This window comes from Streptomyces sp. NPDC051740 (assembly GCF_044453165.1).
Taxonomy (GTDB): domain Bacteria; phylum Actinomycetota; class Actinomycetes; order Streptomycetales; family Streptomycetaceae; genus Streptomyces; species Streptomyces atrovirens.
In genome coordinates this window covers 251192-269354 of the sequence record NZ_JBITCL010000002.1, presented here as the reverse complement: position 1 = coordinate 269354, position 18163 = coordinate 251192, and the positions used below count along the sequence as shown (strand labels likewise).

The 18163-nt window shown below is 70.3% G+C and carries 15 protein-coding genes and 2 tRNA genes; 6 read left to right on the top strand and 11 right to left on the bottom strand.

Translation table 11 applies throughout. The features are described from left to right. Positions 1-102 precede the first annotated feature (102 nt). Positions 103-2727, bottom strand: coding sequence for a valine--tRNA ligase (locus ACIA6T_RS04270; RefSeq protein ID WP_399445021.1), 2625 nt, complete (start codon positions 2725-2727; stop codon positions 103-105). A 137-nt stretch (positions 2728-2864) separates the two neighbouring features. Between ACIA6T_RS04270 and ACIA6T_RS04265 the strand changes: the two genes are divergently transcribed. Together ACIA6T_RS04265 and ACIA6T_RS04260 are read left to right on the top strand one after the other, a co-directional pair. Further along, positions 2865-3836, top strand: coding sequence for a hypothetical protein (locus ACIA6T_RS04265; RefSeq protein ID WP_399445020.1), 972 nt, complete (start codon positions 2865-2867; stop codon positions 3834-3836). Between the two features lie 36 nt (positions 3837-3872). After that, positions 3873-4148 carry a hypothetical protein gene (locus tag ACIA6T_RS04260; protein ID WP_399445019.1) on the top strand — a complete coding sequence of 92 codons (276 nt, stop codon included), beginning with the start codon at positions 3873-3875 and terminating at the stop codon, positions 4146-4148. A gap of 64 nt (positions 4149-4212) precedes the next feature. On the opposite strand, the gene clpX is transcribed toward ACIA6T_RS04260, so the two are convergent. The 5 genes from clpX to ACIA6T_RS04235 all read right to left on the bottom strand — a co-directional run bounded on the left by clpX (position 4213) and on the right by ACIA6T_RS04235 (position 9181). Then, positions 4213-5499 (bottom strand): ATP-dependent Clp protease ATP-binding subunit ClpX, encoded by a 1287-nt coding sequence (gene clpX, locus ACIA6T_RS04255; RefSeq protein ID WP_073931885.1) that lies wholly within the window; start codon positions 5497-5499, stop codon positions 4213-4215. A 183-nt stretch (positions 5500-5682) separates the two neighbouring features. After that, on the bottom strand, positions 5683-6375 hold the full coding sequence (locus tag ACIA6T_RS04250) for an ATP-dependent Clp protease proteolytic subunit (RefSeq protein ID WP_399445018.1): 693 nt from the start codon (positions 6373-6375) through the stop codon (positions 5683-5685). A gap of 110 nt (positions 6376-6485) precedes the next feature. Next, complete coding sequence (locus ACIA6T_RS04245; RefSeq protein WP_024887530.1) at positions 6486-7091, bottom strand: ATP-dependent Clp protease proteolytic subunit; 606 nt, start codon at positions 7089-7091, stop codon at positions 6486-6488. A 453-nt stretch (positions 7092-7544) separates the two neighbouring features. After that, the gene (gene tig / locus ACIA6T_RS04240) at positions 7545-8939 is read right to left on the bottom strand and encodes a trigger factor (protein ID WP_399445017.1); all 1395 of its coding nucleotides are present in this window, start codon (positions 8937-8939) and stop codon (positions 7545-7547) included. 165 nt (positions 8940-9104) lie between these two features. Further along, positions 9105-9181, bottom strand: a tRNA-Pro gene (locus ACIA6T_RS04235). A gap of 164 nt (positions 9182-9345) precedes the next feature. On the opposite strand from ACIA6T_RS04235, the gene ACIA6T_RS04230 reads away from it, so the two are divergent. Continuing rightward, positions 9346-9419: transfer RNA gene (locus ACIA6T_RS04230), tRNA-Gly, on the top strand. Between the two features lie 136 nt (positions 9420-9555). Here the strand turns inward: ACIA6T_RS04230 and ACIA6T_RS04225 are convergent. Continuing rightward, entirely contained in the window at positions 9556-9750 is a 195-nt protein-coding gene (locus ACIA6T_RS04225; RefSeq protein WP_399445016.1) for a hypothetical protein, read from the bottom strand. A 625-nt stretch (positions 9751-10375) separates the two neighbouring features. On the opposite strand from ACIA6T_RS04225, the gene ACIA6T_RS04220 reads away from it, so the two are divergent. After that, positions 10376-11572: an acyltransferase family protein gene (locus tag ACIA6T_RS04220; protein ID WP_399445015.1), complete on the top strand. Its 1197-nt coding sequence runs from the start codon at positions 10376-10378 to the stop codon at positions 11570-11572. Between the two features lie 16 nt (positions 11573-11588). On the opposite strand, the gene ACIA6T_RS04215 is transcribed toward ACIA6T_RS04220, so the two are convergent. Both ACIA6T_RS04215 and ACIA6T_RS04210 read right to left on the bottom strand, forming a co-directional pair. Beyond that, entirely contained in the window at positions 11589-12029 is a 441-nt protein-coding gene (locus tag ACIA6T_RS04215) for an HD domain-containing protein (RefSeq protein WP_399445305.1), read from the bottom strand. Between the two features lie 36 nt (positions 12030-12065). Further along, positions 12066-13247, bottom strand: coding sequence for a PP2C family protein-serine/threonine phosphatase (locus ACIA6T_RS04210; RefSeq protein WP_399445014.1), 1182 nt, complete (start codon positions 13245-13247; stop codon positions 12066-12068). 160 nt (positions 13248-13407) lie between these two features. Here ACIA6T_RS04210 and ACIA6T_RS04205 point away from each other — a divergent pair, with 160 nt between their 5' ends. Continuing rightward, positions 13408-14658: a GNAT family N-acetyltransferase gene (locus ACIA6T_RS04205; protein ID WP_399445013.1), complete on the top strand. Its 1251-nt coding sequence runs from the start codon at positions 13408-13410 to the stop codon at positions 14656-14658. A gap of 4 nt (positions 14659-14662) precedes the next feature. On the opposite strand, the gene ACIA6T_RS04200 is transcribed toward ACIA6T_RS04205, so the two are convergent. Both ACIA6T_RS04200 and ACIA6T_RS04195 read right to left on the bottom strand, forming a co-directional pair. Continuing rightward, positions 14663-15484, bottom strand: a complete 822-nt coding sequence (locus tag ACIA6T_RS04200) for an Fpg/Nei family DNA glycosylase (protein WP_399445012.1) — start codon at positions 15482-15484, stop codon at positions 14663-14665. A gap of 401 nt (positions 15485-15885) precedes the next feature. Then, complete coding sequence (locus ACIA6T_RS04195) at positions 15886-16371, bottom strand: ribose-5-phosphate isomerase (protein WP_399445011.1); 486 nt, start codon at positions 16369-16371, stop codon at positions 15886-15888. A gap of 205 nt (positions 16372-16576) precedes the next feature. On the opposite strand from ACIA6T_RS04195, the gene ACIA6T_RS04190 reads away from it, so the two are divergent. Further along, positions 16577-18043, top strand: a complete 1467-nt coding sequence (locus tag ACIA6T_RS04190; RefSeq protein WP_399445010.1) for an amino acid permease — start codon at positions 16577-16579, stop codon at positions 18041-18043. The last annotated feature ends 120 nt before the right edge of the window (positions 18044-18163 follow it).

Sequence of the window (18163 nt, the reverse complement as noted above, 5' to 3'; positions counted from 1 at the left end):
CCACCCGTGCCGCCCTGGGGGTACCTCCCAGGCCCTTGAGGCACTGGGGGAGGCACGACTGCCCGCAGTCGCGCAGGTGTGGCTGCCCGCAGTCGCGGGGGGTTACGACGGGGGCAGGCGGTCGAGTTGGGTCTGGAGTCGGGTGATGTCCTCCTCCGCCTTGGTCAGGCGCGTGCGGATCTTGTCGACCACGTGGTCCGGGGCCTTCGACAGGAACGCCTCGTTGCCGAGCTTCGCCGTCGCCTGGGCCTTCTCCTTCTCGGCGGCGGCGAGGTCCTTGGCCAGGCGCTTCCGCTCGGCGGCGACGTCGATCACACCGGACAGGTCCAGCGCGACCTCGACACCCGCCACCGGCAGCGTCGCCGTCGCCGTGAAGGACTCGCCCTCCGGCTGGAGGCGCAGCAGCTGCCGGACGGCCGGCTCGTGCGGGGCCAGCGCCGTACCGTCGAGGGTCAGCCGGGCCGGGACCCGCTGGCCGGGCTGCAGGCCCTGGTCGGCGCGGAAGCGGCGGACCTCGGTGATGACGGACTGCAGCGTCCCGATCTCCCGCTCGGCGTCCGCGTCCCGGAAGCCGCTGTCGGACGGCCACTCGGCGATGACGACCGACTCGCCCCCCGTCAGCGTCGTCCACAGCGTCTCCGTGACGAACGGGACCACCGGGTGCAACAGCCGCAGCGTGACGTCCAGCACCTCGCCGAGGACCCGCTTGCTGACCTCGGCCGGTTCCCCGCCCGCCTGGAACGTCGTCTTGGACAGCTCGACGTACCAGTCGAACACCTCGTCCCACGCGAAGTGGAACAGCGCGTCCGACAGCTTGGCGAACTGGTAGTCGTCGTAGTACGCGTCGACTTCGGCGACGACCGAGTTCAGCCGGGACAGGATCCAGCGGTCGGTCGACGACATCTCCGACGCGTCCGGCAGCGGACCCTCGACCGTCGCGCCGTTCATCAGCGCGAAACGCGTCGCGTTCCAGATCTTGTTGGCGAAGTTCCGTGAGCCCTGGACCCAGTCCTCGCCGATCGGCACGTCGACACCGGGGTTGGCGCCGCGGGCGAGGGTGAAGCGGAGCGCGTCGCTGCCGTACTTGTCCATCCAGTCCAGCGGGTTGACCGCGTTGCCGAAGGACTTCGACATCTTCTTGCCGAACTGGTCGCGGACCATGCCGTGCAGGGCGATGGTGTGGAACGGCGGGGTGCCGTCCATCGCGTACAGGCCGAACATCATCATCCGGGCGACCCAGAAGAAGAGGATGTCGTAGCCGGTGACCAGGACGGAGTTCGGGTAGAACTTCGCGAGCGACTCCGTCCGCTCGGGCCAGCCGAGCGTGGAGAACGGCCACAGGCCGGAGGAGAACCAGGTGTCGAGGACGTCGGTGTCCTGGTGCCAGCCCTCGCCGGCCGGGGCCTCGTCGTCCGGTCCGACGCAGACGACCTCGCCGTTCGGCCCGTACCAGACCGGGATGCGGTGGCCCCACCACAACTGCCGCGAGATGCACCAGTCGTGGAGGTTGTCGACCCAGTCGAAGTACCGCTTCTCCATCTCCTGCGGATGGATCTTGACCTTGCCGTCGCGGACGGCGTCACCGGCCGCCTTCGCCAGCGGGCCGACCTTGACCCACCACTGCATGGACAGCCGGGGCTCGATGGTGGTCTTGCAGCGCGAGCAGTGGCCGACCGAGTGGACGTACGGCCGCTTCTCGGCGACGATCCGGCCCTCGGCGCGCAGCGCGGCGACGATGGCCGAGCGGGCCTCCAGCCGGTCCAGGCCCTGGAAGGGGCCGTGGGCGGTGATGACCGCGTGCTCGTCCATCACGGCGATGGACGGCAGACCGTGCCGCCGGCCGATCTCGAAGTCGTTCGGGTCGTGCGCCGGGGTGACCTTGACGGCACCCGTGCCGAACTCGGGGTCGACGTGCTCGTCGGCGACGACCGGGATGGAACGGTCGGTCAGCGGCAGCTTGACGAGCTTGCCGACGAGGTGCTTGTAGCGCTCGTCCTCGGGGTGGACGGCGACGGCCGTGTCACCGAGCATCGTCTCGGCACGGGTCGTGGCGACGACGATCGTCTCGTCCCCCTCGCCGTACTTCATGGAGACGAGCTCGCCGTCGTCGTCCTGGTAGTCGACCTCGATGTCGGAGATCGCGGTCAGACAGCGCGGGCACCAGTTGATGATGCGCTCGGCACGGTAGATCAGCTCGTCGTCGTAGAGCCGCTTGAAGATGGTCTGGACGGCCTGGGACAGGCCCTCGTCCATCGTGAAGCGCTCACGCGACCAGGCGACGCCGTCACCGAGGCGGCGCATCTGACCGGAGATCTGCCCGCCGGACTCGCCCTTCCACTGCCAGACCCGCTCGATGAACGCCTCACGGCCGAGGTCGTGGCGGGACTTGCCCTCCTTGGCGAGCTCCCGCTCGACGACGTTCTGCGTGGCGATGCCGGCGTGGTCCATGCCGGGCTGCCACAGCGTCTCGAAGCCCTGCATGCGCTTGCGGCGGGTCAGGGCGTCGATGAGCGTGTGCTCGAACGCGTGCCCGAGGTGCAGGCTGCCGGTGACGTTCGGCGGCGGGATGACGACGGTGTACGGAGGCTTCTCGCTCTTGGCGTCCGCCTCGAAGTAACCGCGCTCCACCCAGCGCTCGTACAGCGGCCCCTCTACATCGGCCGGCGCGTACTGGGTCGGCAGTTCGGTCGTGGGCGCTGGTGGCTCCTGCTGAGCGTTCTCGGTCACGGGGCTCAGTTTAGAGGCGTCACGGGCCTGTCCCGAAACGCGTTTCTCTGTAACGGTGCGACCCCCGGCGGCCTGAACGCGTCACTCCTGAGTCAGGATGTCAGCAACGCATAAGCACCTGGAGGGGGAACCCCGTAATGAGCTACAACCAGCCGGGCCCGTACGGCGGGCAGCAGCCGCAGCAGCCCGGGCCGTACGGCCAGCCGGGACCTTACGGCCAGCAGCCGCAGGCTCCGCAGCCCGGCTACGGCTACCCCCAGCAGGCTCCCCCGCCCGGCCAGCCCGGATACGGCTACCCGCAGCAGCCCGGCCAGCCCGGTGTCCCGCCGCAGCAGCCGTACGGCCAGCAGCCCCCGTACGGCCAGCCCCAGTACGGCATGCCGCCCCAGCCCCCCGCCCCGGGCGGCGGCGGCAAGAAGGCCGGGATCATCATCGGCGCGGTGGCGGTCGTGGCGGCGATCGGCGTGGGCGCGTACTTCGTGATCGGCGGGGGCGGCGGCGCGGGCGGCCTGGAGGACGACGGGGCGCACAAGCTGACGACGCCGGCGACGGTGCTCAGCGAGTACAAGCTGGTCGGCGAGGGCAATGAGAGCAGCGACTCCGACACCGCGGAGGACATGGAGAAGAGCGGCGTCAAGAACGGTACGGCCATCGTCGGGCAGTGGTCGACCGCCGACTTCGGCAACTACGACCCCGAGGATCCCTCCACGCTTCCCGACCAGGCCGAGCTGCTGACCGCCAAGGGCATGACGATGGTGGGCGGTTACGGCGAGATCGCCGACCCCCAGAGCGTCCTGGACAAGTTCTTCGCCAACATCCAGAAGGAGGTCAAGGAGAGCTCGACCAGTGACACCGGCGGGATGCAGAACGCCGAGCTGATCGGCGACCCCGAGGAGGTCGAGATCGACGGCGCGGTCGCCAAGTGCCAGTCGACCAAGAGCACCAACGCGCTGACCAAGAAGGAGTCGACCGACTGGTTCTGCGCCTGGGCCGACTACAGCACGGTCGCCATGGTCTCACCCGGTGACAACAACGGCACGGGCGTCGGCAAGGACACCGCGGTCGACCTCACCACCAAGCTCCGCGAGCAGATCCGCGTCAAGGCCTGATCCGCACCGCGTCGGCGACCGGAGGGGGACCCCGTGATGAGCTACGACCAGCCGGGGCCGTACGGCGGGCAGCAGCCGGGGCCGTACGGCCAGCCGCCGCAGGTTCCGCGGCCCGGCTACGGCTCCCCCCGGCAGGCTCCCCCGCCCGGCCGGCCGGGTTACGGCCGGCCGCGGCAGCCCCCGTACGGTCAGCAGCCGCAGCACGGCATGCCGCCCCAGCCTCCCGCGCCGGGCGGCAGCGGCACTCCCGCCACGGACGACGTCGCCTCGTTCGCCGCCGAACTGCGCTCCGCGGCGCGGGTCGAGGCCTGAACCGTACGGACGCCGAAGGGGCCCCGGGTCGACCCGGGGCCCCTTCGCGTTGCCGCGGTGGCGGCTACGCCGTCTTCTGCTCGCCCGAGCCCCGGCCGCGGGCGTCGCGCGGGATCAGGGTCGGGTTGACGTTGGAGAGGACCACGTCGGCCGTGATGACCACGCGGGCGACGTCCTTGCGGGACGGGACCTCGTACATCACGCCCTGGAGGACCTCCTCCATGATGGCGCGCAGGCCGCGGGCGCCGGTCTGGCGGAGGATGGCCTGGTCGGCGATGGCCTCCAGCGCCTCGCGCTCGAAGTCCAGCTCCACGCCGTCGAGTTCGAAGAGGCGCTGGTACTGCTTCACCAGCGCGTTGCGCGGCTCGACGAGGATCTGGAGCAGGGCCTCGCGGTCGAGGTTGTGGACGCTCGTGATGACCGGGAGCCGGCCGATGAACTCGGGGATCATGCCGAACTTGACCAGGTCCTCCGGCATGACCTCCTCGAACTGGTCCTTGGACTCCCGCTCCTGCTTGGAGATGATCGTCGCGCCGAAGCCGATGCCCTTGGCGCCCGCCCGGCCCTCGATGATCTTCTCCAGTCCGGCGAAGGCGCCGCCCACGATGAACAGCACGTTCGTCGTGTCGATCTGGATGAACTCCTGGTGCGGGTGCTTGCGGCCGCCCTGCGGCGGGACGGAGGCCGTGGTGCCCTCCAGGATCTTCAGCAGGGCCTGCTGGACGCCCTCGCCCGACACGTCGCGCGTGATCGAGGGGTTTTCACTCTTGCGGGCGACTTTGTCGATCTCGTCGATGTAGATGATCCCGGTCTCGGCCTTCTTGACGTCGTAGTCGGCCGCCTGGATCAGCTTCAGCAGGATGTTCTCGACGTCCTCGCCGACGTATCCCGCCTCCGTGAGCGCCGTGGCGTCGGCGATCGCGAACGGGACGTTCAGCATGCGGGCGAGGGTCTGGGCCAGCAGGGTCTTGCCGGAGCCCGTGGGGCCCAGCAGGAGGATGTTGGACTTCGCCAGCTCGATGGCGTCCTCGCGGCCCTGCGCGCCGCCGTTCTCGCCGGCCTGGACGCGCTTGTAGTGGTTGTACACGGCGACGGAGAGGGCCTTCTTGGCCGCCTCCTGCCCCACCACGTACCCCTCGAGGAACTCGTAGATCTCGCGGGGCTTGGGCAGCTCCTCCCAGCGGACCTCACTGGTCTCGGCGAGCTCTTCCTCGATGATCTCGTTGCAGAGATCGATGCACTCGTCGCAGATGTACACACCGGGCCCTGCGATGAGCTTCTTGACCTGCTTCTGGCTCTTGCCGCAGAACGAGCACTTGAGCAGATCGCCGCCGTCACCGATGCGTGCCACGGTGTGCTTCCCCTTCGCCTGGGAGTCGCCTGGACGCGGGCGTCCGGCGGCTCCTGGTGCTGCCTTATGTCCGACGGTACCTTGCCTGGCCCCCCGTTCGGGCCCCCCTTGGCACGGTTCGCTTTGACGTGAACCGTGCCAAACCGTGCCAAGGGGCGGCAGACGTTACACCCCCGCCCCGCGTCAGCGCAGGCTGGTGTTGTCCATCTTCCGGGTGGTGATGATCTGGTCGATCAGGCCGTACTCCAGCGCGTCCTCGGCCGTGAGGATCTTGTCGCGCTCGATGTCCTCGCGGATCTTGTCGAGCGGCCGGGTGGAGTGCTTGGCCAGCATCTCCTCCAGCTGGCTCCGCATCCGGAGGATCTCGTTGGCGGCGATCTCCAGGTCGGAGACCTGACCGCGGCCGGTCTCGCTGTACGGCTGGTGGATCAGCACGCGCGCGTTCGGCAGCGCCATGCGCTTGCCGGGCGTACCGGCGGCCAGCAGGACGGCGGCGGCGGAGGCCGCCTGGCCCATGCAGACCGTCTGGATGTCCGGCTTCACGTACTGCATCGTGTCGTAGATCGCCGTGAGCGCGGTGAAGGAGCCGCCGGGGCTGTTGATGTAGACCGAGATGTCCCGGTCGGGGTCCATCGACTCCAGGCACAGCAGCTGCGCCATGACGTCGTTGGCGGAGGCGTCGTCGATCTGCACGCCGAGGAAGATCACGCGCTCCTCGAAGAGCTTCGCGTACGGGTCGTACTCGCGGATGCCCTGGGAGGTGCGCTCGACGAAGCGCGGGATGACGTAGCGGGACTCGGCCGAGGGGCCGGTGTACCGGCCCTCGGAGGCGGCGGGCGTGCGGTCGTGCAGGCCGCTGCCGGGGAAGCTGTTCACGGTGTCTCCTGAAAGGGGCTGAGGCGGTCGGCTGGGGCTGCTGGGGCTGTTCACCGGGCCCGGGGGCCCGGTGGGGCGTCCACGGGGCCGCGAGGGCTCCGCGAGGCCGCTCAGGCCCCGGTGCCGCCGCCGCCCGGCATGCCGGCGGCCGTGGCGATCACGTCGTCGATGAGGCCGTACTCCTTGGCCTCGAAGGCGTCGAACCAGCGGTCACGGTCGGAGTCGCGGGTGATCTGCTCGACCGTCTGGCCGGTGTGCTGGGACGTCAGCTCGGCCATGCGCTTCTTGGTGTGCAGCAGCCGCTCGGCGTGGATCTTGATGTCCGAGGCCGAGCCGGCGAGACCGGCGGACGGCTGGTGGATCAGGATCTCGGCGTTCGGCAGCGCGAAACGCTTGCCGGGGGTGCCGGCGCTCAGCAGGAACTGGCCCATGGAGGCCGCCAGGCCCATGGCGATCGTCACCACGTCGTTCTTGATGTACTGCATGGTGTCGTAGATCGCCATGCCGGCCGTGATGGAGCCGCCGGGGCTGTTGATGTACAGGTAGATGTCCTTGTCCGGGTCGGAGGCAAGGAGCAGCAGCTGTGCGGTGATCTTGTTGGCAATGTCGTCGTCGACCGGCTGGCCGAGGAAGATGATCCGCTCGCCGAGCAGCCGGTTGTAGACCTGGTCGCCGAGGCCACCACCGATGGAGGGCTCGCCGGCGGCTGAGGGCATCAGATTCGTCACGTATCCACCTGCTCGTCTTACGACGGCGCCGGGCCGTCTCACGTGTCCCTACGGGGTCGGAGCCGTATTCGGTGACTCGCGTCCCCTGGTATTCAAGGACCCTAACGCGGTGACTCCGCCAGGGAATCCCGGTAACGGGAGTGTTCGCCGGGGGCGTAGAGGGGTGTACCTCGCGATGAGCTCCGCGGTGTGCTCCGCGGGGAGCGCCGTTCGTCTTCCCGGCGGGGGGCCACTGGTTCGTGGGCGGCTGCGGCCCGGTGGGGCCTGGTCGCGCCCACGCGGCGGAGCCGCACATCGTCACAGCCCCGCGCCCCTGGGTGGGCCGCCCGACGCCGGACACCAGGGCCCCGGAGTGTCGCGCACCCCGGCGACCAGACACCAGGGCCCCGGAGTGTCGCGCACTCCGGGGCCCTGGTGATCACGTCAGAGGTGATGCGGGGGTCAGCCCTCGGTCTTCTCCTCGGCGGGGGCCTCTGTGGCCTCGGCCTCGGTCGACTCGGAGGAGGCCTCGGTCTCCTCCTCGTCCTCCTCCTCGAGGTCGACGATCTCGCCGTTGGTGTCCTTGACCGTGGCCTTCTCGACCACGGAGGCCAGGGCCTTGCCGCGGGCGACCTCGCCGACGAGGAGCGGGACCTGGCCCTGCTCGACGACGGCCTGGGCGAACTGGTCGGGGGACATGCCGGAGGAGGCCGCGCGCCGCATGAGGTGCTCGGTGAGCTCCTCCTGGTTGACGTTGAGCTTCTCCTGCTTGACGAGCTCGTCGAGCACGAACTGGGTCTTGATGCCCTTGACCGCGGCCTCGCGGGTCTCGGTCTCGAACTCCTCCTCGGTCTTGCCCTGGATCTCCAGGTACTTCGCGAGGTCGAGGCCCATCTGGCCGAGCTGGTGGTGCTCGAGGTTGTGCTTGCGGGTGTTGATCTCGTCCTCGAGCAGCTTCTCGGGGACCGGGACCTCGACCAGCTCGAGCAGCTTCTCCAGGACGCGCTCCTGGGCCTGCGTGGCCTGGTCGTACTGCTTCATGTTCTCCAGGCGCTTGCGGCTGTCCGCCTTCAGCTCCTCGAGGGTGTCGAACTCGGACGCGAGCTGGGCGAACTCGTCGTCCAGCTCCGGCAGCTCACGGGCGGCGACCTGGGACACCTTGACGGTGACCTCGGACTCCTTGCCGGCCGCCGAGCCGCCCTTGAGCTCGGAGGTGAAGGTGGCCTCGCCACCGGCCTCCAGGCCCTTCACGGCGTCGTCGATGCCCTCCAGCAGCTCGCCGGAGCCGATGGTGTACGACACACCGCTCGCGACGCCGTCCTCGAGGACCTCGCCGTCGACCTTGGCCTCCAGGTCGATGGTGACGACGTCGCCGTCCTCGGCGGCGCGCTCCACCGGGGAGGTGGAGGCGAAGCGCTCACGGAGCTGCTCGACCGACTTCTCGACGTCCTCGTCGGTGACCTCGACCGCGTCGACCTCGACCTCGATGCCGGAGTAGTCCGGGATCTCGATGGCCGGGCGGATGTCGACCTCGGCGGTGAAGTTCAGCGTCTCGCCGTCCTTCAGCTCCGTGATGTCCACCTCGGGCTGGCCCAGCGGGCTCAGCTCGGCCTCGTTGACCGCGTCGGTGTAGAACTTCGGGAGGGCGTCGTTGACGGCCTCCTCCAGCACCGCACCGCGGCCGAAGCGCTGGTCGATGACCCGGGCCGGGACCTTGCCCTTGCGGAAGCCCTTCACCGTGACCTGCTGGTTGATCTTCTTGTACGCCGCGTCGAGGCTGTCCTTGAGCTCCTCGAAGGGCACCTCGACAGTGAGCCGAACCCGGGTCGGGTTCAGGGTCTCCACGGCGCTCTTCACGGTTCGGTCTCCTTGTGGCTGACTTCTCGGGTTCTGCCGGGACCAGAGAGGTCCGGCCGATTCGCCGCCCGGAGGACTTCAGAGACACACAGGGCGTGCAGCTTGCATAGTAACGGCAGCGGCTACGGCACCCAAAAGGCGATCACCACCGCATGAGCAGGTGGCTGGTCGGGGTGGCGGGATTTGAACCCACGGCCTTCCGCTCCCAAAGCGGACGCGCTACCAAGCTGCGCCACACCCCGTCTGGTGCGACACGTAGGGTACATGCACCCGGGCGGAACGGCCGCCGCGTTTCACGGGCGCGGTGCCGCGCCGGGGCGGTCCGGAAACGGGGTGTGCGACGAGGGCGCACGACCCGCTACGATGCCTGTCAGTGCCGCGGTCACCGACGCGCGGCGCGCTCTGTGCGGGCGTAGCTCAATGGTAGAGCCCTAGTCTTCCAAACTAGCTACGCGGGTTCGATTCCCGTCGCCCGCTCCATACGGCTCAGGGCCGGGCCGGAGGATCATTCCTCCGGCCCGGCCCTGATCGCTTTTCTCCGCGGTAGGAGGCCCGGATCGTCTCCGCTCTCGGCGGGAGGCGGCCCGGAATCGTTTCCGCGCGGGGGCGGGCGGGGTCAGAAGCTGATCGAGTTGATCATCTCGGCTATCGAGTCCAGGAACCGCTGGATGTCGTCGGCCATGCCGGTGGAGGCGAGGAAGAAGCCGAAGAGGATGGCGACGATCGCCGGTCCTGCCTTGATGGAGCCGCCTCTCATCAGCACCACCAGGATGATCGCCAACAGCAGCACCACGGACAGTGAAATGGCCACAACTGATCACACCCTCGGTCGGTTCCGCTTCCCCGGCCCGGGCGACGCGACCACGCGCACCCCGCCAGAACCATCGTGCCACCAACACGGCCGCCCTATGCGGCGGCTGACGCATCATCCGTCCCGGCGTGGCCGGCCCCACCCGCGCGCGACCGTCCGCACGGGCCAACGGCGCCGTGTCGCACGGCAATTCGAAGGAACACCCGCACAGGGAATTCAACAGGATCGTTTCCGTCTCCACACAACGCGTCCGCAGCTAATTCGAATTGTCGCCGCAGATACTCCCGCAACCCTTGGATCGATACGACAGAGACATACCCAAGCTGGACATATCACCGGAGTCGCCTGCCGGGCTTATGCATGGTTTAGTCCGGAATAATCACGACAAGGGCGACCCGAGTACCGACCAAGTCCCCTCCATGCACAGCGTGTTGACCATCACGCCGATCATGCCGATCACTTTCCCCAATCCGGGGTACCCGAGCCGAATACCAGGAACGACGTCGGGCGTTTTACGAAATGCAGCGGACGGCGCTAGGGTGCCTCAGATGTTCCACGCTGCCTCGTCCCCCGCAAGCGCGGCGAGCTCACCGATCGACTCCCCGAGTTCCCGCCGGGAGGGTCAGTGACGAACTCGCAGCGACCGTACGGCAACCGCAGAACGCCGCTCCCCCCGGCGCAGTCACCGGCGCCCGGAGTGCCGAGCCCACGCACGAAGAGCCCGCACACGAAGAGCCCGCACACGAAGAGCCCGCACGGCAAACAGCGCGACGCGTTCTTCGACAACGCCAAGTACCTGGCGATCGTGCTGGTGGCGGTCGGCCACGCCTGGGAACCCCTCAAGGGCGACAGCCGGGTCCTGGAGGCGGCGTACACGGTCGTGTACACGTTCCACATGCCGGCCTTCATCATCATCTCCGGCTTCTTCTCGCGCAGTTTCGACATGCGGCCCGACCGGCTGCGCCGGCTGGTCACCGGCGTCGCCGTGCCGTACGTCGTGTTCGAGACCGCCTATCCCCTGTTCCGGCGGGTCGTCGACCACGCCCCGGAACAGGAGATCAGCCTGCTCGACCCCTGGTACCTGACCTGGTTCCTGGTCGCGCTGTTCGTGTGGCGGCTGACCACGCCGATCTGGAACGCGGTACGGCACCCGCTGCCGCTGGCCCTCGGCATCGCCGTGCTGGCCAGTGCCACCCCCGGGATCGGCGACGACCTCGACCTGCAGCGCGTGCTGCAGTTCCTGCCGTACTTCGTGCTCGGTCTGTGCATGCGGCCGGAGCACTTCCGCATGGTGCGCCGCCGGTCGGTACGGATCGCGGCGGCGCCGGTGTTCGCGGCGGCGCTGGCCTTCGGCTGGTGGGCGGTGCCGCGGATGAACACCGCGTGGTTCTACCACCGTGACGCCGCGCAGGAGCTGGGCGCGCCGTGGTGGGCCGGCCCGGTCATGGTGCTCGCGATGTTCGGCTGCTCGCTGCTGCTGACCGCCTGCTTCTTCGCCTGGGTGCCGGGCCGCCACATGTGGTTCACGGCGCTCGGCGCGGGCACGCTGTACGGCTATCTGCTGCACGGCTTCGTGGTGAAGGCCGGCGACTACCAGGGCTGGTTCGAGCACTCCGTGCTGCGTCAGCCGCTCGGCGAGATCGCCGTGAGCGTCCTGGCGGCGGCCCTGGTGACCCTGCTGTGCACCGCCCCCGTACGGCGGACGTTCCGGTTCGTGATGGAGCCGAGGATGGAGTGGGCGTTCAAGCGGGACGCCGCCGAACAGGCCCGCGAACGCGAGCGGCGGGAGAAGAAGGAGACCCGCGAGAAGGTCTCCGCCTAGGAGTCCCCCTCCCCCTTCACGGGACCACGAGACCGAGGAGCGCGCGCATCCGCGTGTACTTCTCGGTCAGTCGTGTGCGGGTCGGTCCGTCCAGTACGGCGAGGCGGGCCGGGTCGGCGTTGTGCGCCAGGTCCGCCTCCTTCACCAGCAGCGCGCCGGGGGTGGCGAGGATCCGGGCCGCGTACGCCTCGGGCGGCTCCCCGGCCCGTTTGGTGACCGCGAGGACGATGTCCTTGGTCCGCCGGGTCAGCGCCGCCTCCTCCAGCCACCGCCGGGACAGCTTGTCGTCCTCGACGGCGTCGTGCAGCCAGGCCGCCGCGATCTGCTCCTCGTCGCCGCCGCGTGCCCGTACCCCCTCGGCGACGGCCCGGAGGTGTTCGGCGTAGGGCCGGCCCGCCTTGTCGGTCTGGCCGGCGTGCGCGGCGCGGGCGGTGGCCTCGATCTCGGCCAGGGGCATCGGTGTCGTTCCGGTCACCCGCCCAGTGTGCACGGGTCAGCGGGTCGCCGCGGCGGCCGTCGGGCCCTCGCGGCAGATCAGCAGCAGCGCCCGGTCGTCGTTGACGTCCTTGGCGACCGCCTCGATGAGGTGCCAGGCGGCGCCGTGGAAGCCGCCCGCGACATAGCGGTCGGCCTCGCCGGTGAGGCGGTCGATGCCCTCGACGATGTCCCGGTCGGAGGTCTCCACCAGGCCGTCCGTGAACAGCATCAGCACGTCCCCGGGGCGCAGCGAGCCCTTCACCGAGTCGAACTGGGCGCCGTCGTACACGCCCAGCAGCGGGCCGTCGGCCGCCTTCTCCTCCCAGCGTCCGCTGCCCGCGCTGAGCTGGAGGCCCGGCGGGTGCCCGGCGGAGTAGAGCTCGTAGTCGCCGGAGTCCAGGTCGAGCACCAGGTGGATGGAGGTGGCGAAGCCCTCGTCCCAGTCCTGGCGCAGCAGATAGCCGTTGGCGGCGGGGAGGAAGGCGTGCGGCGGGAGGCTGCCGAGGAGACCGCCGAAGGCGCCGGAGAGCAGCAGGGCGCGCGAGGCGGCGTCCATGCCCTTGCCGGAGACATCGGTGAGCACGACCTCCAGGGTGCGCCCGCCGTTGGTGCGGGCCGCGACCACGAAGTCGCCCGAGAAGGACTGGCCGCCCGCCGGGCGCAGGGCCATCTCGCGGTGCCAGCCGTCGGGGAGTTTCGGCAGCTTGCTCTGCACCCGGATGCGTTCGCGCAGGTCGAACAGCATGGTGCCGCCGCGCCGCCAGGGCACGCCCACCCGGCTGCGGAACTGTGCGACGAGCAGCCCGAAGAAACCGCAGGCCGCGACGGTGAGGACCACGCCCGGGGTGACCCGGGCCGCGCCCTCGGTGTAGGGGCCGAGTTGCACCGACTCCACGATCAGCGCGGTCGCCGCGGCGGCGTACAGGCCGAGGAGGCTCGCCGGGCGCAGCAGCAGGCCGCCGACGACGATCGGCAGGACCAGCGCGGCGGGCGCGCACCACACCGAGTTGACGAGTGTCCCGGCCGTGATCAGCGGGACGGTGAGGAACAGTCCGGCGAGCGCGACCCAGTCCGAGCCGTCGCCGCGGAAGTAGTCGACGGCGCTCCGGCGCACGCCGACGCGGGCCCGGTGCCACTGCTTCTTCAACCGGGCCGTGAACGTGTCGGCTTCCGCGCGCCGCTCTCGTCCTGCTGCCATTAGTTCGGGACCCTATCCATCGGACCGGCCACTTGGCACGGGAGGTCCTGGTTGTCCCCTTGCCGGGCCGACTTCACAGTCAACTTCACCAGGCGCCGTCGTGGGGCCGCGCGGGAGAAATTGCCTCGCCCGTCCGGTACGGCACTGGTAGGGAGGGCGCATGACGACCGAGAAAACGGGCCCCGCAACCGGACTTCGCGTGCTACGGCCGGACGATTGGGACAAGTGGTACGCGAACCTGATCCGCGCGTTCGGCGGTGGCGAGGAGTCGGACGAGGAACGCGAACTGTGGAACTCGTTCACCGAGTACGACCGTTTTCTGGGTTTTTGGGACGGCGACGAGTGCGTGGGGACGGCGGGCGCGTTCTCGTTCCGGCTGACCGTGCCCGGCGGTGACCCCGTGCCGGCCGCGGGCGTCACGGGCGTCAGCGTGGCCGCCACGCACCGGCGGCGCGGCGTGCTGCGGACGATGATGCGACGCCAGCTGGACGACATCCGGTCCTGGGGCGAGCCGCTGGCGGTGCTCACGGCGTCGGAGCCGGCGATCTACGGCCGGTTCGGGTACGAGGCGGCCACCTTCCAGGTCAACGCCGAGATCGACACGAGTCGTACGAGTCTGTCGGTCCCGCCCGGTACGGATGACGTACGGGTGCGGTACGCGGCCCCCGCCGACGTGCTCGACGCGTGCGAGGCGGTGTACGCCCGGCTCGTGCCGGGTCGGCCGGGGATGCTCGCGCGGCAGCCCGGCTGGGAGCGGCTGGGGACGCTGGACCCGGCGAGCGGCCGGGGCGGGGCGTCGCCGCTGCAGTGCGTCGTCGCCGAACGGGACGGCCGGACGGTCGGGTACGCGCGGTACCGGGTGAAGGGGGAGTACGGCCCGGCGGGACACGAGGGCTCGGTGATCCTGAGCACCCTGGCCGCGCTGGATCCGGCGGCGGACGCGGCGCTGTGGCGGTTCCTGTTCGGCATCGACCTGACGTCGACGCTGGTGGCGCGCGGCCGGCCGGTCGACGAGGCGTGGCAGTACATGGTGTCCGACATCCGCCGGTGCCGGCCGGAGCTACGGGACTCGCTGTACGTACGGCTGGTCGACGTCGGCGCGGCCCTCCAGGCGCGGACGTACCGGGCGCCGGTGGACGTCGTGTTCGAGGTGGAGGACGCCTTCTGCCCCTGGAACGCGGGGCGTTGGCGGCTGAGCGGGGACGCCAAGGGCGCGTCCTGCGAGCGTACGGAGGAACCGGCCGATCTCGCCCTTTCGGTACGGGAGTTGGGTGCGGCGTATCTGGGCGGGGTGAGTCTCACGGCGCTCGCGGCGGCGGGCCGGGTGGACGAGTCGCGGCGGGGCGCGCTGGCGGAGGCGTCCCTGGCGTTCGGAAGCGATCCGGCGCCGTGGCTGCCGCACGGGTTCTGACGGTTCAGCGGCGCTGGCAGTCCGGGCACCAGAACAGATTGCGGGCGGCGAGGTCGGCGGTGCGGATCTCGCCGCCACAGATGTGGCAGGGCAGGTGGGCCCTGCGGTAGACGTACACCTCGCCGCCGTGGTCGTCGACGCGCGGCGGGCGTCCCATCGCCTCCGGGGTGTGTTCGGGGCGGACGGTGTCGATGCGGTTGAGGCGGACGCCCTCGCGCATCAGGGCGACCAGATCGGTCCAGATCGCGTCCCACTCGGCCGCGGTGATGTCCCGGCCCGCGCGGTAGGGGTCGATCCGGTGCCGGAAGAGGACCTCGGCGCGGTAGACGTTGCCCACGCCCGCGATGACCTTCTGGTCCATGAGGAGGGCGGCGATCGTCGTACGGCTGCGGCCGATCCTGCGGTACGCGAGGGCCGGGTCGGCGTCCGGGCGCAGCGGGTCGGGGCCGAGCCGGTCGTGGACCGCCCGCTTCTCGGGGTCCGTGATCAGGGCGCAGGTGGTGGGGCCGCGCAGGTCGACGTAGGACGTGGCGTCGGCGAGGCGGAGCCGGACGGTGTCCGTGGGCGGCGGTATGGGGGCCGGGCCGAAGGTGACCTTGCCGAAGAGGCCGAGGTGGATGTGGACCCACTCGGCGGGCTCGGCGTCGCCGAAGCCGAGGAACAGGTGCTTGCCGTGGGCGTCGGTGGTGTGCAGCGGCGTGCGGTCGAGGAGGGCGGCGGCGTCGGCGAACTTGCCCTGGGGGCTGGTGACGCGGAGGGGGGTGCCGGCGGCGAAGGCGGCGGCGTAGTCCTCGGCCAGCCGGTGGATGGTGTGGCCTTCCGGCACGGGGGGTGTCCTTCCAGGCTCGTGCCCACCGCCCGGCCGACCGGGTCGACCGGACGGCCCGGCTCGTTTCGGGCGATCCGGCTCGCTCCAGGCGATCCGGCTCGTTCAAGCCGACCGGGCAGCCCGACTCGTTCCGGACGGCCCGACTTGTTCCGGGCGATCCGGCTCGTTCCGGCCGACCGGTCGACCCAGCGGCCCGGCTCGTTCCGGCCGACCGGGTCGACCGGACGGCCCGGCTCGTTCCGGATGGCCGGCTCGTTCCGGGGCTCCGCCCCGGGCCCCGGCGGGGACCGCGTCTGCCGCGTCCCGCCGGCGCCTCGGCGCGTCGCCTCGGCGGTGTGCGCCACGGAGCGGGCGCCCTCCCCCGGGGGCCGTGCATCGAGGGGAGGGCCCTGGCGGTGTTACTGCTGCGGGTGGTGCGGGGGGATGGGCGGGAGGTCGCCGGTGGTCTCGTAGGCGGCGAGCATGTCGATCCGGCGGATGTGGCGCTCGTCACCGGAGAACGGGGTGCCCAGGAAGGTCTCGACGAACTTCGTCGCCTCGTCCTGGGTGTGCATGCGCGCGCCCACCGCGATCACGTTGGCGTTGTTGTGCTGGCGGCCCAGTGCCGCCGTCTCCTCGCTCCACGCCAGGGCCGCCCGTACGCCCGCGACCTTGTTCGCGGCGATCTGCTCGCCGTTGCCGGAGCCGCCGATCACGATGCCGAGGGCGCCCTCGTCCGCGGCGGTCCGCTCGGCGGCACGGAGGCAGAAGGGCGGGTAGTCGTCCTGGGCGTCGTAGATGTGCGGGCCGCAGTCGACGGGCTCGTGGCCCGCCGCCCCGAGCCACTCGACGAGGTGGTTCTTGAGTTCGTAGCCCGCATGGTCCGAGCCGAGATACACGCGCATGGTCCGAGTGTGACATGGGGGTTCCCGGGAAGGCGCGTCGGGTGCCCTGCGTGAAAAGTGTGAGCAAATCCATAGAAGCTATGGAAAAGCTCAAGTAAAAATCTGGGATCAAAGGTTTCCGAATTCATTCACCTCCGTTTCACTGGTCCGGCTCGTACCCCGTTCATACGGGGGCTGCTCCACCGGCGCAAAGGAAAACCACCCCATGACTTCGCAGCCGACCCTCACCAGGCCCGAGAACGATCCCGGAAGGCCCGGCGATCCCGGGACACCGGGAGATTCCGGGCTCCAGGCCGGGCTCAAGAACCGCCATCTGTCGATGATCGCCATCGGCGGTGTGATCGGCGCGGGCCTCTTCGTCGGCTCCAGCTCCGGCATCGCGACCGCCGGCCCCGGCATCCTCCTGTCGTACGCCCTCGTCGGCACGCTCGTGGTGCTGGTGATGCGGATGCTCGGGGAGATGTCCGCGGCCAACCCGACCTCCGGCTCCTTCTCCGCGCACGCCGACCGGGCGCTCGGCCCCTGGGCCGGGTTCACCATCGGCTGGCTCTACTGGTTCTTCTGGGTCGTCGTCCTCGCGGTCGAGGCGACCGCCGGTGCCGCGATCCTCGAAGGGTGGATACCGGCCGTTCCGCAGTGGGGCTGGGCGCTCATCGTGATGGTGGTGCTGACCGCCACCAACCTGGTCTCCGTCGGCTCCTACGGCGAGTTCGAGTTCTGGTTCGCCGGGATCAAGGTCGTCGCCATCGGCGCGTTCATCGTCGTCGGCGGGCTGGCCGTCTTCGGTGTGCTGCCCGGCGTCGACAGCGACCAGGCGGGCCTGGCCAACCTCACCGAGCACGGCGGCTTCCTGCCGAACGGCGCCGGCGCCGTCCTCACCGGCATCCTGCTCGTCGTCTTCTCCTTCATGGGCAGCGAGATCGCCACGCTGGCCGCCGGCGAGTCGGAGGACCCGCAGCGCGCCGTCACCAAGGCGACCAACAGCATCATCTGGCGGATCGGCGTCTTCTACCTCGGCTCGATCCTCGTCGTGGTCTGTCTGCTGCCGTGGGACAGCGAGTCCATCACCGAGGACGGCTCGTACGTCGCCGCCCTGGACTCCCTCGGCATCGCGCACGCCGGTCAGATCATGAACTTCATCGTGCTGACGTCCGTGCTGTCCTGCCTCAACTCCGGGCTCTACACCGCCTCCCGGATGGCCTTCTCGCTCGGCCGGCGCGGGGACGCGCCGAAGGCGTTCGCCCGGACCACCCGCCGGGGCGTGCCGCAGACCGCGATCCTCGTGTCCGTGGTGTTCGGCTTCGTCGCCGTCTTCTTCAACTACAAGTTCCCGGACTCCGTCTTCCTCTTCCTCGTCAACTCCTCCGGCGCGGTCGCGCTGTTCGTGTGGCTGGTGATCTGCTTCTCGCAGCTGCGCATGCGGAAGATCATCGAGGCGGAGGCGCCGGAGAAGCTGGTCGTGCGGATGTGGCTGTACCCGTACCTGACGTGGGCCAGCGCCGCGCTGATCGTGTTCGTGCTCGGCTACATGCTCACCGACACCGAGCACGACGGGCGTACGACGATGCTGCTGTCGCTGCTGGTCGCCGCGATCGTGCTCGTCATCGCCGTCGTCAAGCAGCGGGTGACCGCGCACCGTACGGAGGACCGGGACGGGATCCCGGCCGGCTGAGGCACTCGCACCCGCGGGGGGGGGGGGGGGGGGGGGGGGGGGGGGGGGGGGGGGGGGGGGGGGGGGGGGCCGGGGGGGCGGGCCGGGGGGGCCGGGGGGGGGGCGGGGGGGGGGTGGGCG